This window comes from Paenibacillus sp. FSL R7-0331 (genome assembly GCF_000758645.1).
Lineage (GTDB): Bacteria > Bacillota > Bacilli > Paenibacillales > Paenibacillaceae > Paenibacillus_AQ > Paenibacillus_AQ camerounensis.
Map to the genome: position 1 here is coordinate 5,488,505 of NZ_CP009284.1, position 25,623 is coordinate 5,514,127.

Annotated in this window: 19 protein-coding genes, 6 tRNA genes and 3 rRNA genes; 1 reads left to right on the forward strand and 27 read right to left on the reverse strand. The window is 52.1% G+C overall.

Translation table 11 applies throughout. The annotated features are described in order from the left end of the window. Positions 1-149: 149 nt before the first annotated feature. The 4 genes from fucU to R70331_RS23585 are packed head-to-tail and all read right to left on the reverse strand — an operon-like array spanning position 150 to position 4,501. Positions 150-587, reverse strand: a complete 438-nt coding sequence (gene fucU / locus R70331_RS23570) for an L-fucose mutarotase (RefSeq protein WP_042179729.1) — start codon at positions 585-587, stop codon at positions 150-152. Between the two features lie 21 nt (positions 588-608). Next, positions 609-1,259, reverse strand: coding sequence for a class II aldolase/adducin family protein (locus R70331_RS23575; RefSeq protein WP_042179732.1), 651 nt, complete (start codon positions 1,257-1,259; stop codon positions 609-611). A 12-nt stretch (positions 1,260-1,271) separates the two neighbouring features. After that, positions 1,272-2,708, reverse strand: coding sequence for a rhamnulokinase (locus R70331_RS23580; protein ID WP_042179734.1), 1,437 nt, complete (start codon positions 2,706-2,708; stop codon positions 1,272-1,274). 26 nt (positions 2,709-2,734) lie between these two features. After that, the gene (locus R70331_RS23585; protein WP_042179737.1) at positions 2,735-4,501 is read right to left on the reverse strand and encodes an L-fucose isomerase; all 1,767 of its coding nucleotides are present in this window, start codon (positions 4,499-4,501) and stop codon (positions 2,735-2,737) included. Between the two features lie 336 nt (positions 4,502-4,837). On the opposite strand from R70331_RS23585, the gene R70331_RS23590 reads away from it, so the two are divergent. Further along, a complete protein-coding gene (locus R70331_RS23590; protein ID WP_042179740.1) occupies positions 4,838-5,632 on the forward strand; it encodes a DeoR/GlpR family DNA-binding transcription regulator in 795 nt (264 codons plus the stop codon). Here the strand turns inward: R70331_RS23590 and R70331_RS23595 are convergent. From R70331_RS23595 to R70331_RS23705, 23 genes are all read right to left on the reverse strand, one after another. Then, positions 5,601-6,014, reverse strand: a complete 414-nt coding sequence (locus tag R70331_RS23595) for a hypothetical protein (RefSeq protein WP_042179742.1) — start codon at positions 6,012-6,014, stop codon at positions 5,601-5,603. The genes R70331_RS23590 and R70331_RS23595 overlap by 32 nt on opposite strands. A 275-nt stretch (positions 6,015-6,289) precedes the next feature. Beyond that, a tRNA-Arg gene (locus R70331_RS23600) sits at positions 6,290-6,366 on the reverse strand. 6 nt (positions 6,367-6,372) lie between these two features. Next, positions 6,373-6,447: transfer RNA gene (locus R70331_RS23605), tRNA-Gly, on the reverse strand. Positions 6,448-6,502: 55 nt separating this feature from the next. Then, positions 6,503-6,580 (reverse strand) — tRNA-Asp (locus R70331_RS23610). A 6-nt stretch (positions 6,581-6,586) separates the two neighbouring features. Beyond that, positions 6,587-6,660 (reverse strand) — tRNA-Met (locus R70331_RS23615). A gap of 17 nt (positions 6,661-6,677) precedes the next feature. After that, positions 6,678-6,753 (reverse strand) — tRNA-Val (locus tag R70331_RS23620). Between the two features lie 67 nt (positions 6,754-6,820). Continuing rightward, positions 6,821-6,895 (reverse strand) — tRNA-Glu (locus R70331_RS23625). Positions 6,896-7,432: 537 nt separating this feature from the next. Further along, a 5S ribosomal RNA gene (gene rrf, locus R70331_RS23630) occupies positions 7,433-7,549 on the reverse strand. Positions 7,550-7,765: 216 nt separating this feature from the next. Further along, a 23S ribosomal RNA gene (locus tag R70331_RS23635) occupies positions 7,766-10,693 on the reverse strand. Positions 10,694-10,976: 283 nt separating this feature from the next. Beyond that, positions 10,977-12,524: ribosomal RNA gene (locus tag R70331_RS23640) — 16S ribosomal RNA — on the reverse strand. The 16S, 23S and 5S rRNA genes sit together here, the layout of an rRNA operon. Before the next feature lie 457 nt (positions 12,525-12,981). Beyond that, positions 12,982-14,532 carry a LysM peptidoglycan-binding domain-containing protein gene (locus R70331_RS30690; RefSeq protein WP_052419185.1) on the reverse strand — a complete coding sequence of 517 codons (1,551 nt, stop codon included), beginning with the start codon at positions 14,530-14,532 and terminating at the stop codon, positions 12,982-12,984. Positions 14,533-14,861: 329 nt separating this feature from the next. Next, positions 14,862-15,743, reverse strand: coding sequence for a branched-chain-amino-acid transaminase (gene ilvE, locus R70331_RS23650; RefSeq protein ID WP_039876425.1), 882 nt, complete (start codon positions 15,741-15,743; stop codon positions 14,862-14,864). A 3-nt stretch (positions 15,744-15,746) separates the two neighbouring features. Next, the gene (gene pheA / locus R70331_RS23655) at positions 15,747-16,634 is read right to left on the reverse strand and encodes a prephenate dehydratase (RefSeq protein ID WP_042179744.1); all 888 of its coding nucleotides are present in this window, start codon (positions 16,632-16,634) and stop codon (positions 15,747-15,749) included. Beyond that, positions 16,631-17,611 carry a homoserine kinase gene (gene thrB / locus R70331_RS23660; protein WP_042179746.1) on the reverse strand — a complete coding sequence of 327 codons (981 nt, stop codon included), beginning with the start codon at positions 17,609-17,611 and terminating at the stop codon, positions 16,631-16,633. Before thrB ends, pheA begins: the two co-directional genes overlap by 4 nt. Positions 17,612-17,647: 36 nt before the next feature. Then, complete coding sequence (locus tag R70331_RS23665) at positions 17,648-18,934, reverse strand: homoserine dehydrogenase (protein WP_042179749.1); 1,287 nt, start codon at positions 18,932-18,934, stop codon at positions 17,648-17,650. A 164-nt stretch (positions 18,935-19,098) separates the two neighbouring features. After that, positions 19,099-19,536 carry an ACT domain-containing protein gene (locus R70331_RS23670; protein WP_042183145.1) on the reverse strand — a complete coding sequence of 146 codons (438 nt, stop codon included), beginning with the start codon at positions 19,534-19,536 and terminating at the stop codon, positions 19,099-19,101. A 156-nt stretch (positions 19,537-19,692) separates the two neighbouring features. Continuing rightward, complete coding sequence (locus tag R70331_RS23675; RefSeq protein WP_042179751.1) at positions 19,693-20,481, reverse strand: hypothetical protein; 789 nt, start codon at positions 20,479-20,481, stop codon at positions 19,693-19,695. A gap of 15 nt (positions 20,482-20,496) precedes the next feature. Further along, complete coding sequence (locus R70331_RS23680) at positions 20,497-21,243, reverse strand: hypothetical protein (RefSeq protein WP_042179753.1); 747 nt, start codon at positions 21,241-21,243, stop codon at positions 20,497-20,499. A gap of 11 nt (positions 21,244-21,254) precedes the next feature. Further along, on the reverse strand, positions 21,255-22,430 hold the full coding sequence (locus tag R70331_RS23685; protein WP_042179755.1) for an SPFH domain-containing protein: 1,176 nt from the start codon (positions 22,428-22,430) through the stop codon (positions 21,255-21,257). A gap of 233 nt (positions 22,431-22,663) precedes the next feature. Further along, positions 22,664-23,974, reverse strand: a complete 1,311-nt coding sequence (gene obgE, locus R70331_RS23690) for a GTPase ObgE (RefSeq protein ID WP_042179758.1) — start codon at positions 23,972-23,974, stop codon at positions 22,664-22,666. 15 nt (positions 23,975-23,989) lie between these two features. Continuing rightward, positions 23,990-24,730, reverse strand: coding sequence for a Spo0B domain-containing protein (locus tag R70331_RS23695; RefSeq protein WP_042179760.1), 741 nt, complete (start codon positions 24,728-24,730; stop codon positions 23,990-23,992). A gap of 216 nt (positions 24,731-24,946) precedes the next feature. Continuing rightward, entirely contained in the window at positions 24,947-25,258 is a 312-nt protein-coding gene (gene rpmA / locus R70331_RS23700) for a 50S ribosomal protein L27 (RefSeq protein ID WP_039876443.1), read from the reverse strand. An 18-nt stretch (positions 25,259-25,276) separates the two neighbouring features. Continuing rightward, positions 25,277-25,612: a ribosomal-processing cysteine protease Prp gene (locus tag R70331_RS23705; RefSeq protein ID WP_042179763.1), complete on the reverse strand. Its 336-nt coding sequence runs from the start codon at positions 25,610-25,612 to the stop codon at positions 25,277-25,279. Positions 25,613-25,623: the final 11 nt, after the last annotated feature.

Genomic DNA, 25,623 nt, shown 5'->3' on the forward strand with positions numbered 1-25,623 from the left:
CAAGCATACTCTTTAACCTGTTCTAAAGTCTAACTTTGCCGGGAGGCTCTGCATAATTAAAAAAGGCCACAGCACATGTACATGTTCGCTGTAGCCTCCCTTTTCTCATACGGCTTCCCTTTTTTTCTGCTGTGGCCCGGATGAAATGCTCAGCGGCCCTCTGCTGTAACGACACCCTTTTTAATAATGATATTGCCGTAAAGCGCCTCTTCCCCCGTAACCACAATAGCGTAGCTCTGCCTGGAGCGGCTGTAAAAGTCAAAGCGTTCCTCATATTCAACCGTCGCCGCCCCGTCATGCTTCGCCAGTATAGCTTCATACACGGACCAGATTTCCGGAACAGACGGATCACCCTCCACTACAGCCATAAAAGCCGCCTGATGCGGCACATAATGATCTAGGGGCAGCAGCTCAAGGATCGCATCAAGCAGCGCAGGGATTTCCACCCCGTCGTATCTCAGCACTCTGTTATGCAGGGAATGACCCGGAAAATGGGCATCTGCCAGCACCAGCTCATCCCCGTGGCCCATCTCCATCAGCACGCGGACTAGTTCCGGGGACAGCAGCTTAGGAATTTTCTTCAGCATGCTGTACCTCCTTGGACAACCCTACATCCCATAAAAAGACCTCAGGGCAACCAGCTCATCAATCCGGTTCTGCGGCAGCTCACGCTCTCCCTTGATCATCCGGGTAATGAACGTCAGCTTTGCTGTATATTCGAGCCGCTCCATATTCATGTAGGCGCTCATAACATCCTTGCCCCAGGTCAGGGCGCCGTGGCTCTCCAGCAGGACGGCCGTTTTCTTGCCCAGGAACGGGATCAGCGAGTCCGGGATTTCTTCCGTAGAAGGTGTCCCGTATGCCGCCAGCGGAATGTCTCCCATCGCAATGACCGACTCCGGCATCATCATTTTGTCCAGCGGCTCACCCTTGATCGCAAAAGCTGTCGCATAAGGCGGATGGGCATGCACCACCCCGTTCATTTCGGGCAGCTCATTATAGATCCGCAGATGCATCTTCACCTCTGTGGAAGGGCGGTAGCCCTCGGCTGCTTCAAGGATCTCTCCCTGCAGATTGACCTTAACGAGCATATGCGGCTGCAGATAGCCTTTGCTGACCCCGGTCGGTGAAGCAAGAACTTCGGTTTCAGACAGACGTGCCGAGATATTGCCGTCATTGGCGGCGATAAAATCCTTATTAAACAAATTTCTGCCGATATCACAGATCAGCAGGCGCAGCTCCTTTTCTTTCTGGTTCATGGTAACTCTCCTTTATTTAGACGGATAATAACGGACAAGCGTACAAGACTGTGCTACAAGCTCTCTGAGCGCAGCGGCTTCAGCTATTCCCAGGGCAGCTAACTGGACAGCTATATTACCAGTCGCACTGGCCTCGGCAGGCCCGGCGATAATCTCTTTTCCGGTGGCCTCAGCCGTAAGCTGGCACAGCAGCTCATTGCGGATGCCTCCGCCCACCATATGGATTGCGCGGAGGTTCTGTCCGGTCAGCGTCTCCAGCTCACTGATTGTATCGGCATAAGCCGAGGCAAGGCTCTGCAGAATGGTCAGAATCACCTCGCCCTTACTTACTGGCGGCTGCTGCCCGGTCCGGTCACAATAGGCTACGATCCGGCCAGGCATATCGCCCGGAGTGCTGAACAGGACATCATCCGGATCTATGACGGCGGCAGTGTAACCTTCATTTCGGACTTCTGCGGCAAGCCGGACCGCCTCCTGGTGAGACACGGGTTCACCCGCCTGCGCCCATCCTCTTTGCATCTCCTGTAGAATCCACAGTCCTGTAATATTCTTCAGCAGCCGGTTTCCGCCGCCGAAGCAGCCCTCATTGGTAAAGCCGTATTCACGGGCCTGATCTGTCAGCACCGGCTGCTCTGTCTCCATACCTGCAAGAGACCATGTTCCACAGCTGATAAAGGCTGCAGCCGCCTCCGGCCCGTAAGGAATGGAAGCAACCGCAGATGCAGTGTCGTGTGAAGCCCCGGCGATTACCTGCAGCGGACCTGCGCTAAGCTCCTCCTGCAGCGATGGAAGCAGTTGTCCAATCACCGTTCCGGCCGGCACAAGCTTCGGAACCAGGTTAAGCGGAAGCCGCAGCCTGTTCATCACCTTCGCGGAAGGAGCAGATAATCCGGCGGCCAGCAGACCGCCGGTACTCCAGATCGTCTGCTCCCCGGCAGCAGTGCCGGAGAGCAGATAATGGAAAAGATCCGGCATCAGCAGCATCATATCTGCGGTCTCCCTGAGCCAGGGACTCTCCTCCAGATCCGCGAACAGCTGATACACCGTGTTAATGCGGGCTGACTGATTGCCTGTCAGCCTAAATTGCTCATCCGGCGGCAGCAGCTCCTCAAGAATAGGAGCGCAGGCTGCTGTACGCTGATCCCGGTAATGATGCGGGGCGTACAGCAGTTGCCCTTTCCGGTCAAGAAAACCGTAGTCCACGCCCCAGGTATCTACGCTGACAGACGTCAAAGTCCCGTGCTCCCTGGCCGCCTTGCGTATACCCCGCTTTATTTCATGAAACAGCTGCAGCACATCCCAGTACAAATGCCCGTGCAGCTCAACCGGCTGATTAGCAAACCGGTGAACCTCCTCCACCTCTATACGCTTTCCGTCGTACAGGCCCAGCATGACTCTGCCGGAGCTGGCCCCCAGGTCCACTGCCAGCAGCTTGATCACTTCATCCATATCCCGCACCTGCTTCGCCTTGAGTTTTAGTACAGCGGTCCAAAGTTGCGGCAAGCCCGGTAATCCGCACTTTCCAGATCCTCTGTTCCGAACAGGGACCACACGCGCGGTCTAAAAATCCGCGACTCCTCGACATTGTGCATACTGACCGGAATCCGCAGAATGGAGGCCAGCGTAATCAGATCAGCGCCGATATGCCCGTAGCTGATGGCACCATGGTTGGCTCCCCAGTTATTCATGACATCATAGACCGTTTTGAACGAACCCTGATCCGTTAGCTTAGGAGCAAACCAGGTCGTCGGCCAGGTCGGATCAGTCCGCTCATCCAGCGTCTTATGAACCTCTTCCGGCAGCTCAACAGTATACCCTTCTACCAGTTGCAGCACGGGACCCAGCCCCTTAACCAGATTAAGCCGGGCCATCGTTACAGGCATTCCGCCTTTTGTTAAATAATCGGTGGAGAAGCCGCCCCCGCGGAAATATTCCTGCGAAGCCGGGCGGAACTGGGTCTCAGCAATACAGCGCTCCGCTTCTTCATCCGTAATCTCCCAGAACGGCTTAATAGCAGGCTTCCCGTCCACACTCTGCTGTCCCGTTCCATCCAGTGCTGCTGAGCCCGAGTTGATCAGATGCAGCAGCCCGTGCGCCGCCTCTCCTTCCAGCTTATATCCGGTCACCCGTTCAATGGCAGCAGGACTCCAGAACGTACGGACATCAGCAAAAATCTGCGCCGTATTCGTAAGCAGATAGTTGAACAGCATCGTTACACCGTTCAGGCTGTCATTCTCTGTAGCCACGATATACGGGGCACGCCGTCCGTTCCAGTCAAAGGAGGAGTTCAGAATCGTCTCCATGAAATCTCCATTTGGAAAATGGTCCGTCCACTGCCGCTGGCCCTGGAAGCCCCCGACAATGGCGTTATGCCCGTTAGCCTCCTCCTCAAAGCCAAGCTCAGCCAGCCGCGGGTTACCGATCATGAGGTCACGCGCGATTAGCGTCATTTTGACACAGGTCTCCCACTGCTGCTCCTTCAATTCATCGCTGATCTGCAGTTGCTGCGGGTTGTTATCTGCTCCGGCAATGCATTTTTCCTTAACCCAGGCCAGCGCCTGTGCAAATTCATCTTTATCATAAATTTCTTCCTCGAACCGGCGCACGTATTCGGACATATCGATATATTCATTCCGCATGCCCAGATAGTCCTGGAAGAACTGTTCGTTCACAATTGAGCCGGCAATCCCCATTGAGACTGAGCCCATGGACAGGTAAGATTTCCCCTTCATAAGAGCTACTGCCATAGCCGATTTGGCGAACTGCAACAGCTTTGCCTGCACATCTGCAGGGATCTCCTCACTGCTGGATTCCTGTACATCCTCCCCGTAAATCCCGAATGCCGGAATTCCCTTTTGCGCATAAGCAGACAGAACCGCAGCCAGATATACTGCCCCCGGGCGCTCTGTTCCGTTAAATCCCCATACAGCATGTGGAATAGTTGCATCCATATCCATCGTTTCCGAGCCATAACACCAGCACGGGGTTACGGTAATCGATACGCCCACATTCTGTCCGGCAAATTTCTGTGCGGCAGCCGCCGCTTCCTTCACACCGCCAATCGTCGAATCAGCGATAACACACTCTATAGGAGACCCGTCCGGATAAAAAAGATTTTCCGCAAGAAACTTAGCCACCCGCTCGGCCATGCCCATAGTCTGGGCTTCCAGCGATTCACGTACACCGCGTCTTCTTCCATCAATCGTAGGCCGGATTCCAATCTTCGGATAATTTGTTGCCACTGCTGTTCCTCCTCAAATGAATTGGTTGGATATTGCGGCAGATCCTTGCAGACGTGAATCCAGTCCCCTTTTAAAGCGCTATCATGAAGGTGTTGTGAGACTGCCCCATCCCGTGCCGCCTGATCCCGTACTAGATATAATAATTAAGTTCATGTTTATCATAGAGTCGAAGCGATGCAAAGTCAACAACAAACCACAACTTTATATTAAATTTATGTGGTATTATGTGATATTTTAATAATTAATTGTGGATTCACGTGTGAGTTCTGACTATCTTGCAGTCAAATGTAGTACACTATGAATAATATATGATTTTGTAGACAAGGGTGGGTAAGCATGAAGGCATTTGAACGGAGAGATTTGATCATTAACGAGCTGTACCGGCATAAAAAAGTGCATGTCGCTGACCTCGCGCAGAAATTTCAGGTGTCCGAGGAAACCATCCGCCGCGATCTGGACAAGCTGGACAAGGAGGGCCTTGCCAAAAAAAATTACGGAGGCGCCATACTAAATGCCCATACCAACGAAGACCCCTCCTACGCAAGCAGACATCAGGTCAACCTGGAGGCTAAAAGCATTATCGCATCGAATGTGCTGGATCTGATTAATGACGGGGACAGCCTAATGACGGATACGAGCACAACGGCTTTTGAAGCCTTGCGCAAAATCACCGAATCCAAGCACAATCTAACCATCATCACCAATTCACTCGCTGTTCTATCCGAATTCCAGCATTCCGGCCATAAGCTGATTTCCACCGGCGGTACACTGGGACCCGAGACCAGCTCCTTCGTCGGCCCCACCGCCTCCCAGACCATCCAGAAGTACAATGTGGACGTCGCCCTGTTCAGCTGTAAAGCACTGTCGATGACCGGAGGGCTCAGTGATTCCAATGAGGAGGAGAGCGAGCTGAAGATTCTGATGCAAAAGCAGGCCAGCAAGGTCGTACTGCTCGTCGACCATTCAAAGTTCGACCGGATTGCCTTCATCAAGCTCTTCAGCTTTGATAAAGTGGATTACATCGTGACTGATCAGAAGCCGTCGGATGAATGGATCCATTTTTTGAACAGCTATCAGGTGTCTGTACTATACAGTGTACCTACTGATGAAACACAACCAGCAAAACAATAAAAACGATGCTCAGCAGGCCGAACAGTTCTGCCACATCTTCCCTTGACCATTTCCTCCGGACGAAGATAACCGATGGATGAGCAAGACCAGCCGCCAGGTACAGGAGGGACAGCAGTAGGCCAAAGCTCATCAGCGAAAATAAGGGATTCTCTGCGCGGGGTACCCCGAGGAAGACCACAATTAATATCAAGACAGTCAAAAGCCGCAGCATCCAGCGGAAAAACCGGATCACCAGTGGGGCTTTAACCGGTGTAACGTTATCACTGACCTTCTCTGCTCTGCCACGCTCCTCTAATGCCCGCTCCAATGTCTCAGGGTTTTCGTTGCGTATTTTATGCATTTGATTAGCATTGTTGATACGCTGCTTTATGCTTTTGAACATACAAATGCCTCCTCTTCTGCTTTTTCGGCAGCTCCCGCTTTAATGTTCCTTTTCTATCTATTTAAACTAATATTATAGGCTGATATATAAAAAGAACGGAATGGTAAAATTACTTCAAAAGTAATTCACCATTCCGTTTTGCTTAAACCGGTTACGGAGCAACTAAATCGGCTCTTAATAAAAAGGGCTGATCCTCTTTCCTGCCCACCGGCATTCTTAGGTTATCCAGACAAAAAAAATAGCCTCTCCGGAGAGATGCTTCTTTGAAGTAAATATGGCGCGCCCTGAGAGATTCGAACTCCCGACCTTTTGATTCGTAGTCAAACGCTCTATCCAGCTGAGCTAAGGGCGCAAATATTGGAGCGGACGACGGGAATCGAACCCGCGACCCTCGCCTTGGCAAGGCGATGCTCTACCGCTGAGCCACGTCCGCACACGGTATGTATTTCAATTCTATGGGCTTGTTACACCCTATAACAAAGTACTAATGGCGGAACCGACGGGATTCGAACCCGCGATCTCCTGCGTGACAGGCAGGCATGTTAGGCCAACTACACCACGGTTCCAAATTATTGCGGGGGCAGGATTTGAACCTGCGGCCTTCGGGTTATGAGCCCGACGAGCTACCGGGCTGCTCCACCCCGCGTCAGTAAAAAATATATATGGTGGAGGCTGAGGGGATCGAACCCCCGACCCTCTGCTTGTAAGGCAGATGCTCTCCCAGCTGAGCTAAGCCTCCATGGAAGAAGCAACTTAATTATCATACCATACATTGGTTATAAAAGCAAACTCTTTTTGAAAATAAATGGTGACCCGTAGGGGATTCGAACCCCTGTTACCTCCGTGAAAGGGAGGTGTCTTAACCCCTTGACCAACGGGCCATATCAATGATGTTGTTTTCAGCAACAAAAAATATTATATCATAAATAAATAGGAAGTGCAATAGAGTATTTACTACCTTTATGCTTCCCTGTCTTACTCATCTGCAGCACCGGTCCATCTGCCAATTTAAGCAGCCCCTCAGGCCCCCTACCTCCTCAAATGGTCTAACGGATATCAGAGCCCTTATTTCCTAGCACGGGTTACTTGCCCGTGCTAACGGACCGTACCGCGCTTATTGTCACTGCAGCAGCGGAAATGAGCTATATTACCGTACATATGAGCACTGGTGTCCGTTAGAACTCAAAAACATCGATTTTGCTGAAAATAAAGGCTGCTCAGTCCGTTAGAGATTAGAGGGCAGCTACAGAATCTTTCTAGCATTAATTATGTTAGACACTTAAAATCTGTTTAGACACTAACTAACCCTAAGACAGCTTATATATAGCCTGGAGCCATTACCGAGCAGAATCATAATAATAGCTTAATTTATAATGCAAACAAAAAACCACCGCTGTTAATCAGCAGTGGTCTTAAGTGCTTGGCGGCGTCCTACTCTCCCAGGACCCTTCGGTCCAAGTACCATCGGCGCTGGAAGGCTTAACGGTCGTGTTCGGGATGGGTACGCGTGGAACCCTTCCGCTATCGCCACCAAACGGGCATTTGCAGTACAAATGCATATTACAGGTATCAGCATCGCCAAATGCTGAATAACCAATCTTCATCATCAGGCCGCTTGTGCCCTCTGAATCAGAACTTGATTCCTGAAAACTGAATCCGAAACGAAGATGCGTTTGCCCTTGTTATGGGGCCCCCGGAAAGTATTCGGAATCGGCTTCGTCAGCCTCTTCTTCACTTTTTGGGGTAGTTTGTTGGATAAGCCCTCGACCGATTAGTATTGGTCAGCTCCATGCATTGCTGCACTTCCACCTCCAACCTATCTACCTCGTCGTCTTCAAGGGGTCTTACTAATTGGGAAATCTCATCTTGAGGGGGGCTTCACGCTTAGATGCTTTCAGCGCTTATCCCGTCCGTACGTAGCTACCCAGCCATGCTCCTGGCGGAACAACTGGTGCACCAGCGGTACGTCCATCCCGGTCCTCTCGTACTAAGGACAGCTCCTCTCAAATTTCCTGCGCCCACGACAGATAGGGACCGAACTGTCTCACGACGTTCTGAACCCAGCTCGCGTACCGCTTTAATGGGCGAACAGCCCAACCCTTGGGACCTACTTCAGCCCCAGGATGCGATGAGCCGACATCGAGGTGCCAAACCTCCCCGTCGATGTGGACTCTTGGGGGAGATAAGCCTGTTATCCCCAGGGTAGCTTTTATCCGTTGAGCGATGGCCCTTCCATGCGGTACCACCGGATCACTAAGTCCGACTTTCGTCCCTGCTCGACTTGTTGGTCTCGCAGTCAAGCTCCCTTATGCCTTTGCACTCTTCGAATGATTTCCAACCATTCTGAGGGAACCTTTGAACGCCTCCGTTACTCTTTAGGAGGCGACCGCCCCAGTCAAACTGCCCGCCTGACACGGTCCCCGTACCCGTTAAGGGCACCAGGTTAGAACCTAGATACGATCAGGGTGGTATCCCAACGGCGCCTCCACAGAAGCTTGCGCTCCTGTTTCTACGGCTCCCACCTATCCTGTACAGATCGTACCCAAATTCAATATCAAGCTGCAGTAAAGCTCCATGGGGTCTTTCCGTCTTGTCGCGGGTAACCTGCATCTTCACAGGTATTAAAATTTCACCGGATCTCTCGTTGAGACAGCGCCCAAGTCGTTACGCCATTCGTGCGGGTCAGAATTTACCTGACAAGGAATTTCGCTACCTTAGGACCGTTATAGTTACGGCCGCCGTTTACTGGGGCTTCGGTTCATAGCTTCGGGTTACCCCTAACCACTCCCCTTAACCTTCCAGCACCGGGCAGGCGTCAGCCCGTATACTTCGCCTTGCGGCTTCGCACAGACCTGTGTTTTTGCTAAACAGTCGCTTGGGCCTTTTCACTGCGGCCCCCTCGGGCTATTCACCCTACCGAGGCACCCCTTCTCCCGAAGTTACGGGGTCATTTTGCCGAGTTCCTTAACGAGAGTTCTTCCGCGCGCCTTAGAATTCTCTTCTCGCCTACCTGTGTCGGTTTGCGGTACGGGCACCTTCTCCTGGCTAGAGGCTTTTCTTGGCAGTGTGAGATCATGACCTTCGCTACTACAATTTTCGCTCCCCATCACAGCCTGGCCTTAACAGTGTGCGGATTTGCCTACACACCAGCCTCACTGCTTAGACGGACATCCATCAGTCCGCGTCACTACCCTCCTGCGTCACCCCATCGCTCATAGCGGATTACGGTGGTACAGTAATTTCAAACTGTTGTCCTTCGACTACGCCTATCGGCCTCGCCTTAGGTCCCGACTTACCCTGAGCGGACGAGCCTTCCTCAGGAAACCTTGGGCTTTCGGCGGATCAGATTCTCACTGATCTTTTCGTTACTCATACCGGCATTCTCACTTGTATGCTGTCCAGCGCTCCTTACGGTACACCTTCAACCCACATACAACGCTCCCCTACCCCAGATACATACGTATCTAGCCATAGCTTCGGTGGTGTGTTTAGCCCCGTTACATTTTCGGCGCAGAGTCACTCGACCAGTGAGCTATTACGCACTCTTTAAATGGTGGCTGCTTCTAAGCCAACATCCTGGTTGTCTGTGCAACTCCACATCCTTTCCCACTTAACACACACTTGGGGACCTTAGCTGATGGTCTGGGCTGTTTCCCTTTTGACAATGGATCTTAGCACTCACTGTCTGACTCCCGGCAAGAAGTTAATGGCATTCGGAGTTTGACTGAGCTTGGTAACCCTTGCGGGCCCCGCACCCAATCAGTGCTCTACCTCCATCACTCCATTCACCGAGGCTAGCCCTAAAGCTATTTCGGGGAGAACCAGCTATCTCCGAGTTCGATTGGAATTTCTCCGCTACCCCCACCTCATCCCCGCACTTTTCAACGTACGTGGGTTCGGGCCTCCAGTGCGTGTTACCGCACCTTCACCCTGGACAGGGGTAGATCACACGGTTTCGGGTCTACGTCCACATACTAAATCGCCCTATTCAGACTCGCTTTCGCTGCGGCTCCGGCTTCTCACCTTAACCTTGCATGTTAAACGTAACTCGCCGGTTCATTCTACAAAAGGCACGCCATCACCCATAGATCGGGCTCTGACTTTTTGTAAGCACACGGTTTCAGGTTCTATTTCACTCCCCTTCCGGGGTGCTTTTCACCTTTCCCTCACGGTACTGTTTCACTATCGGTCGCCAGGTAGTATTTAGCCTTGACAGATGGTCCTGCCGGATTCATACGGGGTTTCACGTGCCCCGCACTACTCGGGATCCGTCTCGGAGAGAACACAGTTTAGGCTACAGGGCTTTTACCTCTATCGCGGGCCTTTCCAGACCTCTTCGCCTACCATATTCCTTTGTAACTCCATGTGAGACGTCCCACAACCCCAAGGAGCAAGCTCCTTGGTTTAGGCTGTTCCGCGTTCGCTCGCCGCTACTGACGGAATCACTATTGTTTTCTCTTCCTCAGGGTACTTAGATGTTTCAGTTCCCCTGGTCTGCCTCTACGCATCCTATGTATTCAGATACGAGTAACTGCGAATTACCACAGCTGGGTTTCCCCATTCGGACACCCCCGGATCAAAGCTTGCTTACAGCTCCCCGAGGCAGTTTCGTTGTTCGCCACGTCCTTCGTCGGCTCCTGGCGCCTAGGCATCCTCCGTGTGCTCTTATTAGCTTAACCTCGATTTTCTCCGGAGGAGAAATATCGGACCATTGAATAAATTCAAGATCTTCATTTCCTTCACAGAAAAATTCGTATCAACTAATAACTATTTCAACTTGCTTACACAAGTTTCAGCTAAAAGATGTTCTAAAACGCAAATTCGTTTCGGTATCCAGTTTTCAAGGATCAAGGTACTTACTTGAGAGCTTAAACTCTCAAAACTGACCAACGAGTGAGTAACTAACCGACCGGTTAGATTTTAGATTTGAATGTCCTCATTGCAGAGAACGATTCTCCATAGAAAGGAGGTGATCCAGCCGCACCTTCCGATACGGCTACCTTGTTACGACTTCACCCCAATCATCTACCCCACCTTCGGCGGCTGGCTCCCTTGCGGGTTACCCCACCGACTTCGGGTGTTGTAAACTCTCGTGGTGTGACGGGCGGTGTGTACAAGACCCGGGAACGTATTCACCGCGGCATGCTGATCCGCGATTACTAGCAATTCCGACTTCATGCAGGCGAGTTGCAGCCTGCAATCCGAACTGAGACCAGCTTTGCTGGGATTGGCTCCACCTCGCGGCTTCGCTTCCCGTTGTACTGGCCATTGTAGTACGTGTGTAGCCCAGGTCATAAGGGGCATGATGATTTGACGTCATCCCCACCTTCCTCCGGTTTGTCACCGGCAGTCACTCTAGAGTGCCCAGCTTAACCTGCTGGCAACTAAAGTCAAGGGTTGCGCTCGTTGCGGGACTTAACCCAACATCTCACGACACGAGCTGACGACAACCATGCACCACCTGTCTCCGATGCTCCGAAGAGGGGCACTATCTCTAATGCTTTCACCGGGATGTCAAGACCTGGTAAGGTTCTTCGCGTTGCTTCGAATTAAACCACATACTCCACTGCTTGTGCGGGTCCCCGTCAATTCCTTTGAGTTTCAGTCTTGCGACCGTACTCCCCAGGCGGAGTGCTTACTGTGTTAACTTCGGCACCAAGGGTATCGAAACCCCTAACACCTAGCACTCATCGTTTACGGCGTGGACTACCAGGGTATCTAATCCTGTTTGCTCCCCACGCTTTCGCGCCTCAGCGTCAGTTACAGCCCAGAAAGTCGCCTTCGCCACTGGTGTTCCTCCACATCTCTACGCATTTCACCGCTACACGTGGAATTCCACTTTCCTCTTCTGTACTCAAGCCACCCAGTTTCCAGTGCGACCTCAGGTTGAGCCCAAGGTTTAAACACCAGACTTAAATAGCCGCCTGCGCGCGCTTTACGCCCAATAATTCCGGACAACGCTTGCCCCCTACGTATTACCGCGGCTGCTGGCACGTAGTTAGCCGGGGCTTTCTTCTCAGGTACCGTCACTCCGGTAGCAGTTACTCTACCGGACGTTCTTCCCTGGCAACAGAGCTTTACGATCCGAAAACCTTCATCACTCACGCGGCGTTGCTCCGTCAGGCTTTCGCCCATTGCGGAAGATTCCCTACTGCTGCCTCCCGTAGGAGTCTGGGCCGTGTCTCAGTCCCAGTGTGGCCGTTCACCCTCTCAGGTCGGCTACGCATCGTCGCCTTGGTGAGCCGTTACCCCACCAACTAGCTAATGCGCCGCAGGCCCATCCCTTAATGACAGATTACTCCGCCTTTCATTCTCTTTTCAGGAGAAAAAAGAAATTATCCGGTATTAGCTACCGTTTCCGGTAGTTATCCCAGGTTAAGGGGCAGGTTGCCTACGTGTTACTCACCCGTCCGCCGCTAAGCTTACCCCGAAGGATAAACTCCGCTCGACTTGCATGTATTAGGCACGCCGCCAGCGTTCGTCCTGAGCCAGGATCAAACTCTCCAAATTGGTATTTAGAAAGAGCGATTGCTCATTTTGAAACATCTGACGAGAATTTACATTCTCTACTTTTGGATCTCACCGAAGTGATCTCCAGATACTCACTCGTTGTTCAGTTTTCAAAGATCAAGCTCGTCGTCGCCTTCGATTATCTCGTCAGCAGCAACTCTTATAATATATCATGTTCTTCAATTTAATGCAACACTTTTTTTCGAAAGAAATTTACATTTTAGAACGAAAGAACATTTCCAATCACCATATTTTTCTTGTTGTTCGCGACTGGATTTATAATATAACATGACTTGTCCTATAAAAACAACCCACAATATTTCCCATTTATAAAATTATTGCATTAGCGCAAAAGAGCCCCCCTGCTGCCAGCTGCTCTGTATACATCAGAAAAGCGTGCAGGCATCATATAAATCCGCCTACACGCTTTCATATCAAGCTATAACTTTAAAGCTGGTTAATTCGAAATCCATGGATTTTTACTTTTTTTACTGCTCCCCTGACGGCCGCTCCGGCCGGCTCCCTGCCTGGATGCTGCTTTGCCGGTTTTTCCTTCAGTGTTGCCCGAGACTTTTACCTTAGCCCCTCCGGTTTTACTGCTGCGGGCTTTAGCCTTCGCTGCTGTATCCTTTAGTTCAGCCGCTGCCTGGGGAATCTCCTGCACAGCAGGCTCCGGCTCCAGGATTTCCGGTACCCGGTTATGCATAGTGTTCTCCATACCCGGGTAAACCGGATATGCCGGAATACCGGACAGCACAGGATTTGAATAGGCTCCAAGAGGTGCCTCAGAATTAGCACCAGCTCCAGGCAGGGTCTCCCCCATAACTCCATATGGTGAAAATGCGCCCTGCTGAGGCATGTATGGCTGATAACCGTTATACATTGGTTGTTCATAGCTGTATGGCTGAATTACCGCTCCTCCTCCGCAGCCGCAGGACGGCCATGGCAGATTCACCGGCTGTCCGCCGTATTGCGGAACTCCGTAAGGTGAGTAATCCATAGCCGGGCTTACAGGGGTAAACGGCGCCGCCTGATATTCCGGGGCCATATTCGGATACCAGGCTCCCTGAGCCTCGGCAGCCGGGTACATATTGCCGGGATAACCGTACGGAGGTATGCATTCATTCGTAAACATTGCCGGTTGAATCATATTTTCTGCCGGATTCATACCCATTAACGGCATAGCCTGCTCATGATATGGATATACCGGAGGGCATTCATAGAAATACGGATTCTCATTCAGTCCGGGATAGCCAGCTGCAGGATTACAATGGTTTTCCTTTGTTACAGGGGCCAAGGCTGCCGGTTCAACCGCTGATTTCCCCTTTTCTTTTGGCTCATGGACTATAGCTTCCTGGGCAGGGACCGAAATCTGTACAAATAGGCTTTGTGATTCATGAACCATTTGGACCGGAGCAATCTCAGGCGCTTTATTCACCACCGGAGCTATATTCACCTCTGGGGCTATGTTCACTTCAGGGGCTTTATTAACCACAGGCTCAGGAACAATGTCAGTTATCGGGGCTGTTTGCATTTCCTTTGCAGGCTTCTCAATCGGTCCGGTATAGGTTTTTCCGCCAACCTTTGTTTTATCAACAACAGCCGGTGAAACAGCATCTGCCGGAATGGGAACAGCATTATTCTGAATGGACTGGGGCTGGATTGTAGTCGTATTTGATTTTTTAGGTATATTGACGATCTCCCCGGTCAAGAGTGCATTCGGATTTTTGAGCTGCGGATTGGCATCAATGATTTCTTTAAGCGTAATGCCCCAGGCCTTAGATAATTTCCAGAGGGTATCCCCTTGCTTGACTGTATGCTTATAAAAAAGCTCGCTGCTCTCCGGCACCGATGCCGGAGCTGCCGGAATTTTAACCTTATCCCCTACGTTTAGAGCCTCCGGATTGCTGATTTGCGGATTAGCCTCAATGATCTTTTGCAGCGGTACCCCGTACTTTTGCGATAATGCATAGAGCGTATCGCCTTGCTTAACAATGTGTATTTTCACGCAGCATTAACCTCCTAGAAAATGCGTAATTGTTGGAGCGCGTTGCATGCTTTACAGCCGTCTCATCTTTTATCCGGCTGCAAATTCCGGCTCTCAGAGCATCCTTCCCCACTCCCGGGTAACTGCTCCCTGAGCATCGTTATATGCAGTACTGCTGCCTCCTTCGTTACTACATCTTATGCAGCCCATGGGCGATTGACATCCCCGGAGCAAAAAAAATCCCCCATACCGGGCGGGACTGCCCTCTGTCTTATAGACAAAGGCCAATCCCGCCGGGATGGAGGGATTCCGAAATCTGGTTTAGAGTGTGTACTCGGCTCCGGGATCTATTACTCCCAGACCTTATAGCCGTCTTTATCCACGGCATTGCGGAACTCTTCCAGCAGCTGCAGGGTGATCGGGCCGGCATGGCCTTCACCGATAATCCGTCCGTCGATTTCGCGGGCGGCAATAACCTCGGCAGCGGTTCCGGTGAAGAATACCTCATCGGCGATATACACGTCATGCATAGTGAAAGGCTCTTCCTTCAGCGGCAGGCCCAGCTTCTCACACAGTTCGATGATCGCAAGACGGGTAATGCCTTCAAGCGCACCAAGGTAGCAAGGCGGTGTATAGACTACTCCTCTTTTAACGATAAAGATATTGTCGCCGGAGCCTTCTGTTACATAGCCCTGGGCATTCATCATAATGGCTTCGTCAGCTTCCGCCAGGTTAGACTGGATTTTGACGAGGATATTGTTCAGGTAGTTAAGCGACTTGATCTTCGGATTGAGTGCATCCGGAAGGTTGCGGCGCTGGGATACAGAAACGGCACGTAAGCCGTTCAGGTACGCCTGCTCCGGATAGATCGCGAGCTGCTCCACAATGATGATTACACTTGCCTTAGGACAACGCCGCGGATCAAGCCCAAGGTTGCCGGGGCCGCGGGATACGATCAGACGGATGTAGCCGTTGCGCATTTCATTCAGGCGGATGGTTTCCGCCATTGCTTCCAGCATTTCATCGTAAGTCAGCGGAATGTCCAGCATAATGGATTTGGCCGAATCATACAGCCTGTCCAGATGCTCTTTGCATTTAAAAATGTTGCCGTTATAAATACGGATGCCTTCGAAAATACCGTCACCGTAAAGAAAACCGTGATCAAATACGGATACCTTTGCATTTTCCTTATTTACGTGTTGTCCATCCAGATAGATCCATTGCTCAGCCATGAACTACTGCACCTCCGCTTTCTCTTCCTCATAGGTGTATGTGGGATACGAGCCCAGAATCCGCACCTGACAGCCCAAAGCCTTGATCTCTTCGATCGCCGCAGGCAGCAGGACCGATTCCATCGGTTCCAGCACATCAATGTAAAAATAATAAGTACCCAATTTCTTCTTCGTCGGCCGTGATTCAATACGTGATAAGTTCAGCCGGCGCCAGGCAAACGCAGCCAGCACCTGATGCAGGGCTCCCGGAAAATCCTCCGGCAGAGTCACAAGAATACTTGTTTTGTCCCCGGCACTTTTTTGCGGAAGATTCAGCTTCTCGGGTCCCACCAGGACGAAACGCGTATAGTTGTTATGGTGATCGGTAATCTTGCGCTCGACAATCTCCAGCCCGTGCGTAGCGGCTCCAAGCGCCGTACCGATGGCAGCCCAGCCTTGTCCTGGATTGTTCTTGACAATCTCTACAGCCTCAGAGGTGCTTCCTACCGATTCCAGCTCAGCCCACGGCGCGTGCTCCCGGATGAACTGCAGGCACTGAGCCATCGCAACCGGATGGGAGAGGATTTTGGAAATTCCGGCATAATCCTTTTCGCCGCCGGCATTCATGAATTCACCCGGATTTCCGATCAGATTCTGAACCGAAGGAAAAATCCATTCCGCCTGCATAGGCAGATTCACCTCATTAATGAGCCAGTCAATGTGCAGGCTTACCGAGCCGTCGATCGTATTCTCAATCGGTATGACACTATAATCCGTTGAACCGCCAGCCGTCGCAAGAAATACATCGGAGATCAGCTTGTGATGCTCAATGCTGACCGGCTCGCCGCCGAATAGATGCAGCAGCGCTTCGTGAGATACTGTGCCCTGAGGCAATACTGCTATTGACTTCATAACCGTACTTCTCCTTTTATCATATCCAAAAATGAGCCGTTTTGCATCCCGTTTCTTTCCACCAGCTCTGCCTTAACACCTTCTGTACACGGGGGCAGCCAGCAGGTCTGTGCCGGAATCCCGTGCTCAAGCATCGTCTCGTTCAGGAACAGCTCCAGCTCCTGCTTCCGGCTCTCGCCGGCGTCAACCAGACACAGCAGAGTCGGACCGGCTCCGCTCAGCGCAATGCCCAGCGCTCCATGCTGCGGCGCTTCAGCGAGCAGCTTCTCCATCCCGGGTACAAGCGGCGCTCTGTACGGCTGGTGCAGGCGGTCCTGCATGGCCCGGCCGATCAGATCAAGCCTGCCCGCAGCAAAGGCCGCTGTCAGAAGTGAGGTACGGCTGATATTATACACAGCATCGCTGACTGTAATCTCCGTAGGGAGAACCCCCCTCGCCTTGGTCGTAGCCAGCTCGAATTCCGGAATAACGACCAGTACCTCCATATCCTGAGGCGGCTCAATCCGGATGTAATCGGCATGTGTGCCGTCCCAGACTGCCGTAATGATTCCACCGAACAGGGAGGCACCCACGTTATCGGGGTGCTTTTCGAGGGAGCAGGCTATATCAAACAGCTTCGCAGCATCCAATGGTGACCCGATCAGCGTATTCGCCGCAGCCAGCGCACCGACAATGGCCGATGCACTGCTGCCGAGGCCGCGTGTCAGCGGAATATCGGAATACATGGAAATGGACAGCTCGGGAACAGAAACACCTGCCTCGGCAAACACCATCTGGGCCACCTGGTAGAGCAGATTGCTTTTATCACAAGGGAGCACGTTCATCTGGTCGCCGTAAAAGTGAAACACTGTCTCTTCGGCTTCTTCCATCTCAATCCAGGCGTACAGCGACAAGGCCATCCCCAGCGTATCAAATCCGGGTCCCAGGTTCGCCGTACTGGCCGGTACTTTTACTCTAGACCTTCCATACATACTCATAAGGGTTATGAAATCTCCTTCGTCTTTTTTGCGAGTTTACCCCTCTACACGGTAATGGCTCTTGATCCGGTGGATAACCGGAAGCTCCTCCAGATGACGCAGTACTTTATTCATACTCGCTCTGCTGGCATTATGCGTTACAATTATAATTTCCGCATCAGGATTATGCGGGTTAGCCTGCTGTACCACGGAATCGAGACTGACGTCACACTCCGCAAATACCTGGGTGATCTTGGCCAAAACCCCGGCTTTGTCATCAACATGCAGCAGCAGGAAGTTTTTGTAGAAAATATCCTCGTCACTCTTCAGCTTCTTCTGCTTATAAGGCACTATCTGCTTCAAACCGTTCACACCGAGCTTCAGGTTCTTGATTACAGCAACCAGGTCAGCCACAATTGAAGTCGCTGTCGGCATCGCACCTGCGCCAGCCCCGTAGAACATCGTTTCTCCAACCGCCTGCCCGTAGACATAAACGGCATTAAAAACTCCATTCACGGAGGCAAGCGGATGTCCGGTACGGATCATGGTCGGCTGAACGCTGATGCTGAACGCCTCATCCTCGCATTCGGCGATGCCCAGCAGCTTCATGTCATAGCCAAGCCGTTTGGCAAATGCGATATCCTCCTTGCTCACGCCGGAAATGCCGCTGACGCTGACATCATTCAGCTCTACATTAGTGCGGAAGCCGAGCGTGCCCAGGATAGCCATTTTGCGTGCTGCATCAAGGCCCTCCACATCGGAGGTGGGGTCCGATTCAGCGTATCCAAGCTCTTGCGCTTCCTTGAGCACATCATGATACGAGGCGCCTTCCTGGCTCATTTTGCTCAGTATGTAATTAGTTGTCCCGTTTACGATCCCCATAATCTTCATAATCTTATCTGAGGAAAAGCCTTCAATCAGCGTACGGATAATCGGAATCCCGCCGGCGACACTCGCTTCATAGAATACATCACACTGCTTCTCCTGCGCCTTAGCCAGAATCTCTGAGCCGTGAAGTGCCATCAGGTCCTTGTTGGCGGTGACGATGTGCTTGCCCAGCTCCAGCGCCTCCAGAATATATTCCTTCGTGCCGGCGATGCCGCCCATTACCTCAACAATGACATCAATCTCCGGATCGCGGATAACCTCCCAAGGATCGGTGGTGATCAGAGCGGCATCCACTTCGATGTCCCGCGGCTTATCTGCATTCTTCACAGCAATACGTTCAATTACAATCGGGGAACCCACCTGACTGCTCAAGTCCTCCTGATTTCCTTCTACGATACGGACTACACCCGCACCGACCGTACCCAGCCCCAAAAGTCCAACTTTAACCGGCTTCATGTGGTTCCTCCTAAAAGTTTTATGAAGCTATACTACTCTGATTTTCTACGACAAAAAAACTTGCTTCGTAAGCATCCGCTTAGTTTGATGAAGCTATACTTCCCTGATTACCCGGTGCAATCAAACTTGCTTCGTAAGCATCCGCTTAGTTTTATGAAGCTATACTACCCCTGCCCGATGATTAATGCCCGTCTGACGCCGGAGATGTCTCTCAGACCGTCCAGCATATCACCAAGCTCCTGATTCATATGCGAAATTTCAACAGAGATAACGACATTTGCACGTCCCTGCAGCGGAATACTCTGATTGATTGTCAGCACATTCGCCCCGTGGACAGCCACACAGCCAAGCACCTTGGACAGCATGCCCGACTCATGCTCGAGATCAAGCGAAATAGTGACGATCCGTTCCCGCTCCAGCTGGTGAATCAGATGAATACCGTCTTTGTACTTATAAAAGGCGCTGCGGCTAAGTCCGACCTGCTCTACACCTTCATGCACCGTCTTGGCGTCTCCCGCTTCCAGCAGCTGCTTGACCTGCATAGTCTTCAGCACAGCGTCAGGCAAAATGTCCTCGCGGACCAAATAATAGCGCTCTTTCACGAACGTCCTCACCCCAAAGACTTTTGTGTTTACATAGTGGACATTATACTTGAAAAGCTCTGAAAAAAGCAACAGATTTTCATACAGGTAAAAGAGCGGAGATGCAGCAAAGCCCCGGGACAATGCCGGGGCCTCGTTGACAGCCAGCTGCCGCAGTTAACTGTAAGGTATAGTAGTCCCGCAATAATCACAGGCTTTCGCCTGTCCCGGCAGCACGGTATTCTGTGCACCGCAGCCGGTACAGCGGATGGACTTCGCCAGCTGTGGCGGGGCTTGCCGGGATTGCTGGGCTTGCGGCACGCCGGACGTTTGTTCAGCGAACCAGCGGGCTGAACCGGGGGCCGGACCGCCCGCCCCGGCCATACCGCCCGCTGCTGCTGCCGCACCCCCCTCTTCAAATACCATGCTGAAGTCAAGAGCACCGCAGTCCTGCAGATACTGCAGATCCCGGCGCACGTCACGTTCATGCTGTCCTGTCTCCATGGACAGGCGGCTGGTCTGGCGGATGCCGCTGTCGCCGGCCAGCTGTATATATTTTGCGGCAAGCTGTGAAAAATCATGCCTGCTGACCGCTGCAACGTAGGCAAACACAGCTGCCGGCAGCAGAAAAAGCACACCGAAAGAGATCAGAAGACTAATCAGCATCCCGGTTCCGCCGAAATCATATTGCTGGTCCGACACCAAAAAGATGATAAAGATTATTATTTCAATAAAACCGCCGGCAAAGGCATGATATAACAGGCTGAAGTTAACCGGCTTGCGGTAATTCTTATAGTGCGAGGTTAGTAACCGTACCAGTGCCAGCACCAGCCCTGCCGGCATAAACAGATAGCACGCGGCAATGATGATGTAATCAAAAGCGGTCCGGGCATACTTGGGCAGCTTAACGGAATTTGCGCCGTTACTCCCAAGTGCCTGCCCTCCCATATTTCCTGCAGTTATCACGTTGTAAGCTTCCCCCTATTTGAGTGCTGCCAGCTCCCTGTTCCGGCGCTGAAGCGTGCCGGTAATACTCCCGGCCAGTTCAGCCGCCGTTCCTTCCCAGCCGCTGCCCGGGTCCTGAAGCGCCAGCAGCAGCGCAACCTGGTCATGCAGCAAAGAGATTTGCCGGGTCAGCATTTCTTCCGTATCATACAGCTCCGGCCTTGAAAGCGGATCGCTGTATCTGAACTGCTCCTCCAGCCCTCCGATAAGCTCTGCAAGCCACTCTGCTCCCGGATGCCTCCAGCCGCCGGCAAGCTCCCGTATATCACGCAGCTCCGCCTGATGCTGCCGGTGTGCCCGGACAGCATCGGCAGTCCGGCGTTCCCCGGCGGCGGCTCTGTGCCCGTACAGCACTACTGACCCAAGCAAGGCCACACTTATCAGCATGATAACCAGCTGCACCGTCATATATAGCCGCGGCGGCAGCTGCAGCCCCCAGTCGAGCATTGCTGCCGCAATACACACGGCTGCCGCATATGCCGCTGTAACCCAGGCACCGCTGATAAGCACCGGCGGAGTATGCCTGTTCTTCCCGGCCGACCTGAGCCAGAATAAGGAATAGCCGTACACCGCACTCTCCGCAGCCAGGACCGACAGCAATGAGGTGATAAAGCGTCCCCGTGATTCAGCGAAGCCCGGCAGGATAAAGGCAGCGCATGTCAGAACTGCTGCTGCAGCGTATATCAGGCTAACAAATCCGGTATAGCTTCGTTTCTTATGCATAGCTGCCCCTTTCAGCCGTTCTGTCTTCCACACTCGCCACAGAACCTTTGTCCCGCTTCCAGCTCATGACCGCAGCCGGCACATTTCAGAGTCATGCTGTTTCCGCAGTTTGTGCAAAATCTGGCTCCGGCTGCAACACGGCTGCTGCAGCTGCGGCACACGACGGTGTCCTCCGCTCCCTCTTCCGGGCCTGCCGCCCTGAAGCCCTTGCCACATCCGCTGCAAAACCGGGCGGATGGCAGGCTCATTTCCCCGCAGTCCGGACATGCCTTGCCGGAAATTCCGGTTCCGGCACCTCTGCCGCTCTGCCCTATCCCTCTGGACATCTGACTCACGATATCGGCTGCAGGTCCGGCCAGACCAAAGCCCATCCCCAGGCCAAGGCCGGCATTCATCATGCCTGCTCCCAGATTACCGGGGTTACCTGCCGATTCCTCCAGCGTATCAAAGCTCCGTTCCTGCTGGTAGGTATAGCCGATAATATCCATCTCTGCCCTTTTAGCCAAGGCTTCCTTCAAGGTAAGCACCGCCGGATCGTCTTCAGGAATGTTGATGGAGTCGATATAAAAATGATTAAGCTCAATTCCGTTCTCCAGAAAAACCGGAGCCAGCCGGCCCTGAATATGCCGCGAAATCTCTACGACGTATGCGTTAATTTCCAGAACACTGATTTTTTTCCGGATTAGATAGGAAGAGATCAGCTCATTGATGTTGGACATCAGCAGTCCGCGGAAATAGCTAACCAGGGTCTCCTGATCAAACTGCGGGAGCGAACCGACCAGCTTCAGCAGAAATTTACGCGCATCCTCGATCCGCACCCCGAATTGCCCGTAAGAGCGGAGCGAAACCATGATGTTATATTTAGGATCCTGAAGCTGCAGCGGTGAGCTGGTGCCCCATTTGACGTTCATTGAATTAAGTTTATTAACGAACCACACTTCCGCTGTAAATGGAGATTTCCCTCCAAACGGCAAGTTTACAATATGGGATAGAACCGGAATGTTCGCAGTACTGAGTGTATGCCGTCCAGCCGTAAAGGAGTCCAGCGCCTGTCCTCCCTTGAACAGAACCGCCTCTTGAGACTCGTTAACGATCAGCTGCGTCCAGGTGCCGAGCTCCTGATCCGGATGCTTCCAGGCGAACACGCCGGGAGGCCCGTCATATTTCACTACCTCGATAATAGCCATTGATCTTCCTTCTTTCCTAAGGGCAGGTATGTATTGTATATATCGGCAGTTCTTATCCGATAAAAAAGCAATCATCCGCTTATATGGTAAATCATGCATTTCCGTTACCATTGTATACGATCTTTAGACGGTTTGGATGTTCTTTATGACAAAAAAACGCCGGCAGTGTTCTCCGGATGGAGAAGGCACTGCCGGCGTTCTATAGCTGCCTGCCCGGCGGGCAGACGCATGATTTAGTAGTAGCTGCTGCTCTCTACAAATTCGAATTCAAAATCCCCGATGCGGACGATTGTGCCTTCCACAGCACCGCGTTTACGCAGCTCGGCATCTACGCCCATATGACGGAGCGTACGGGCCAGCTTCAAAATGGCATCATGGGTGCTCAACTGCATGCGCTTGAGCATCTTCTCGATGCGGGGGCTGGTGACAACGAAAGCTTCGTTATCACGTGTAATTGTAAAGCTGTCATCAGCTTCAGCTTCCAGCTTGTATACCTTACGCTCCACCGTCTCGGCGACCTCTTCGACCACCGGAGCTACCGGGATACTGTCCAGAAGATCTGCTGCGCGGTAGAGCAGCTCCTGAATCCCTTGACGGGTAAGGGAGGAAATCGGCATAATCTCAAGATCAGGACGAAGCTCAGCAATCCGTTCACGGAAGGAGATCAGATTCGCCTCCGATTCCGGCATATCCATCTTGTTCGCCGCCACGACCTGCGGGCGGTCAAGCAAGTTGGCATTATACTGCTTCAGCTCATCGTTGATAAGCACCCAATCCTCGAACGGATCGCGTCCTTCGGAGCCGGACATATCCACAACATGGATAATAATCCGCGTACGTTCAACGTGGCGCAGGAACTCATGCCCGAGGCCCACACCTTCACTGGCCCCTTCAATCAGTCCCGGCAGATCAGCCATAACAAAGCTCCGGCCGTCCCCGGCCGCAACTACTCCCAGGTTTGGTGTGATTGTCGTAAAGTGATAAGCACCGATCTTCGGCTGTGCCGCTGAGACAACTGACAGCAGGGTGGATTTGCCCACGCTCGGGAAGCCTACCAGACCCACATCTGCCATAACCTTCAGTTCCATCACAATATAACGCTCCTGGCCCTCTTCCCCGTTCTCTGCAAGCTCAGGGGCAGAATTGGCTGCCGTCGCAAACCGGACATTTCCGCGTCCGCCGCGTCCGCCGCGCGCTACAACTACTTGCTGGCCGTGGCGGGTCATGTCGGCAATGATCTCCTGAGTATCATCGTCGATCAGTACAGTTCCCGGGGGAATACGTACAATCATATGCTCGGCATTTGCACCGTGCTGGCTTTTGTTACGGCCTTTAATTCCGCGGTCAGCCTTAAAGTGACGCTGATAACGGAAATCCATCAGGGTGCGCAGGCCTTCATCCACACGGAAAATTACGTCGCCGCCCCGGCCGCCGTCGCCGCCCGCCGGACCGCCTTCCGGAACATATTTCTCGCGGCGGAACGCCACAAGACCATCGCCGCCGTCGCCGCCTTTTACATAAATCTTAGCTTTATCTACGAACATCTAAGTTCACCTTCCTTACATCTCCAGCGGTAGACGCAGCTCTACGTAAGCCTCAGCAGGCTTCCACTGCTCCGCTTTCATGATTTTGCCTTGTACTATATTATAAATTTGCCCCTGCAGCAGCTCGGGATTGCCTTGCTCTCCCTTGCTTTGAAATGAGATAAGAATGTCTCCCTTATCCTGAGTAAAGCCCAGACGGAGTATCCGCGTCTCCCCTTGGGAAGCCGTTCCGCTGTATTGGTAAGCCCTTACCGTCTGCATAATCACAGAAGTCAATTCGTCGCCCAGGCCGGGTGTCAGCTTGTCCTCCAGCTGCAGCCCCTCTTCCACCTGCACTTCCAGCTCAAGACTGCTGCTGAAGGTGCGGAACGACTGCAGATAGAATACCAGCGACGGAATGCCAAGCTTAGCGATCCGGCTGTCCAGCGCAATTCGTTCCTTTATTCTTTCCACACATTGCACGGATTTATCAGGCTTGTTCAGCTGAATATATCCGTAAAGCACTTGCAGATCATTCATCCAGTCATGACGATGATGATTCAGTGTCCGGTTCGCCGCCTGCTGCAGAGTCTTCTCCTGTATACGCAGTTCCTCTTCAAAATGACGCCGGTTGTAAAAAAAGCTGAAAGCAAGCACTGCAGCTACCCACACTCCGAGCAGCAGGCATGTGAAAAGGGTGGTGTGCCAATACAGAAGACCTAAAGGAAGCGTTACGGATAACATGACTGCCCAGACAATACCTTTCCAGGATTTCATTCTTTCTCCCCGTCCCTCAGTTCGCAAAATTCATGCCAAATTTAGTCTATCCTGCCCTTAGGCGCTTTTACCATTTTCCAGTATAACACACGCATCCGGTGCAATCACCAGCATTCAGACCGTTTCAGGGAAACCCCTGATCCCCCGCCTCACTTATCAAAAAAACCCCCGGCACTCATGCCGGAGGCTTCTACATGCAAATGTGGTTAGGAAAGCTTACGCTTCCACTGCCGCTGCTACCGGAGCGACATCAACCGGATACACGCTCACTTTTTTGCGATCGCGACCCCAACGTTCGAACTTCACTACGCCATCAACCAGAGCGAACAGCGTATCATCTTTACCGATGCCTACGTTAGTGCCCGGGTGAATTTTTGTTCCGCGTTGACGAACCAGAATGTTACCGCCGGTAACTGCCTGACCGTCAGCACGTTTCACGCCAAGACGCTTGGAGTGGGAGTCACGTCCGTTCTTTGTGGAACCTACCCCTTTTTTGGATGCGAATAACTGAAGATCCAATTTCAACATGTTGGTCAACCTCCTTCTTTAAATGATGACTTGCTGTATCTTAATATACTTCCCGTATGATTCTGCGATATCACTGAGCATTAGAACCATGGATTCCAGCAGCAGTTGAACTTTCGCGGAGGCTTCAACATCTTCAACAGAACCCAGGGTTCCGCTTAAAAAGCCGTTCTTCATGGACGTATCCATCGAAATTCCGGTCAGGCTCTCAATTGAGTTCACCGTACCCACCGTAACAGCAGATACTCCGGCACACACAATATCTTCACCGCGTTTGGCATAACCCGCATGCCCTTCCACCTCAAAACCGATAACAGTACCCATCTCTGAAGCCCGTGTAATCCGCACGTTAATCATTAACGCACCTT

What these genes read in the sequence shown, in the direction of transcription:
- fucU (WP_042179729.1), bottom strand. Translation starts at nt 587, where the DNA reads ATGCTGAAGAAAATTCCTAAGCTGCTGTCCCCGGAACTAGTCCGCGTG.
- R70331_RS23575 (WP_042179732.1), bottom strand. Translation starts at nt 1,259, where the DNA reads ATGAACCAGAAAGAAAAGGAGCTGCGCCTGCTGATCTGTGATATCGGC.
- R70331_RS23580 (WP_042179734.1), bottom strand. Translation starts at nt 2,708, where the DNA reads ATGGATGAAGTGATCAAGCTGCTGGCAGTGGACCTGGGGGCCAGCTCC.
- R70331_RS23590 (WP_042179740.1), top strand. Translation starts at nt 4,838, where the DNA reads ATGAAGGCATTTGAACGGAGAGATTTGATCATTAACGAGCTGTACCGG.
- R70331_RS23595 (WP_042179742.1), bottom strand. Translation starts at nt 6,014, where the DNA reads ATGTTCAAAAGCATAAAGCAGCGTATCAACAATGCTAATCAAATGCAT.
- ilvE (WP_039876425.1), bottom strand. Translation starts at nt 15,743, where the DNA reads ATGGCTGAGCAATGGATCTATCTGGATGGACAACACGTAAATAAGGAA.
- pheA (WP_042179744.1), bottom strand. Translation starts at nt 16,634, where the DNA reads ATGAAGTCAATAGCAGTATTGCCTCAGGGCACAGTATCTCACGAAGCG.
- thrB (WP_042179746.1), bottom strand. Translation starts at nt 17,611, where the DNA reads ATGAGTATGTATGGAAGGTCTAGAGTAAAAGTACCGGCCAGTACGGCG.
- R70331_RS23665 (WP_042179749.1), bottom strand. Translation starts at nt 18,934, where the DNA reads ATGAAGCCGGTTAAAGTTGGACTTTTGGGGCTGGGTACGGTCGGTGCG.
- R70331_RS23680 (WP_042179753.1), bottom strand. Translation starts at nt 21,243, where the DNA reads ATGCATAAGAAACGAAGCTATACCGGATTTGTTAGCCTGATATACGCT.
- R70331_RS23685 (WP_042179755.1), bottom strand. Translation starts at nt 22,430, where the DNA reads ATGGCTATTATCGAGGTAGTGAAATATGACGGGCCTCCCGGCGTGTTC.
- obgE (WP_042179758.1), bottom strand. Translation starts at nt 23,974, where the DNA reads ATGTTCGTAGATAAAGCTAAGATTTATGTAAAAGGCGGCGACGGCGGC.
- R70331_RS23695 (WP_042179760.1), bottom strand. Translation starts at nt 24,730, where the DNA reads ATGAAATCCTGGAAAGGTATTGTCTGGGCAGTCATGTTATCCGTAACG.
- rpmA (WP_039876443.1), bottom strand. Translation starts at nt 25,258, where the DNA reads ATGTTGAAATTGGATCTTCAGTTATTCGCATCCAAAAAAGGGGTAGGT.
- R70331_RS23705 (WP_042179763.1), bottom strand. Translation starts at nt 25,612, where the DNA reads ATGATTAACGTGCGGATTACACGGGCTTCAGAGATGGGTACTGTTATC.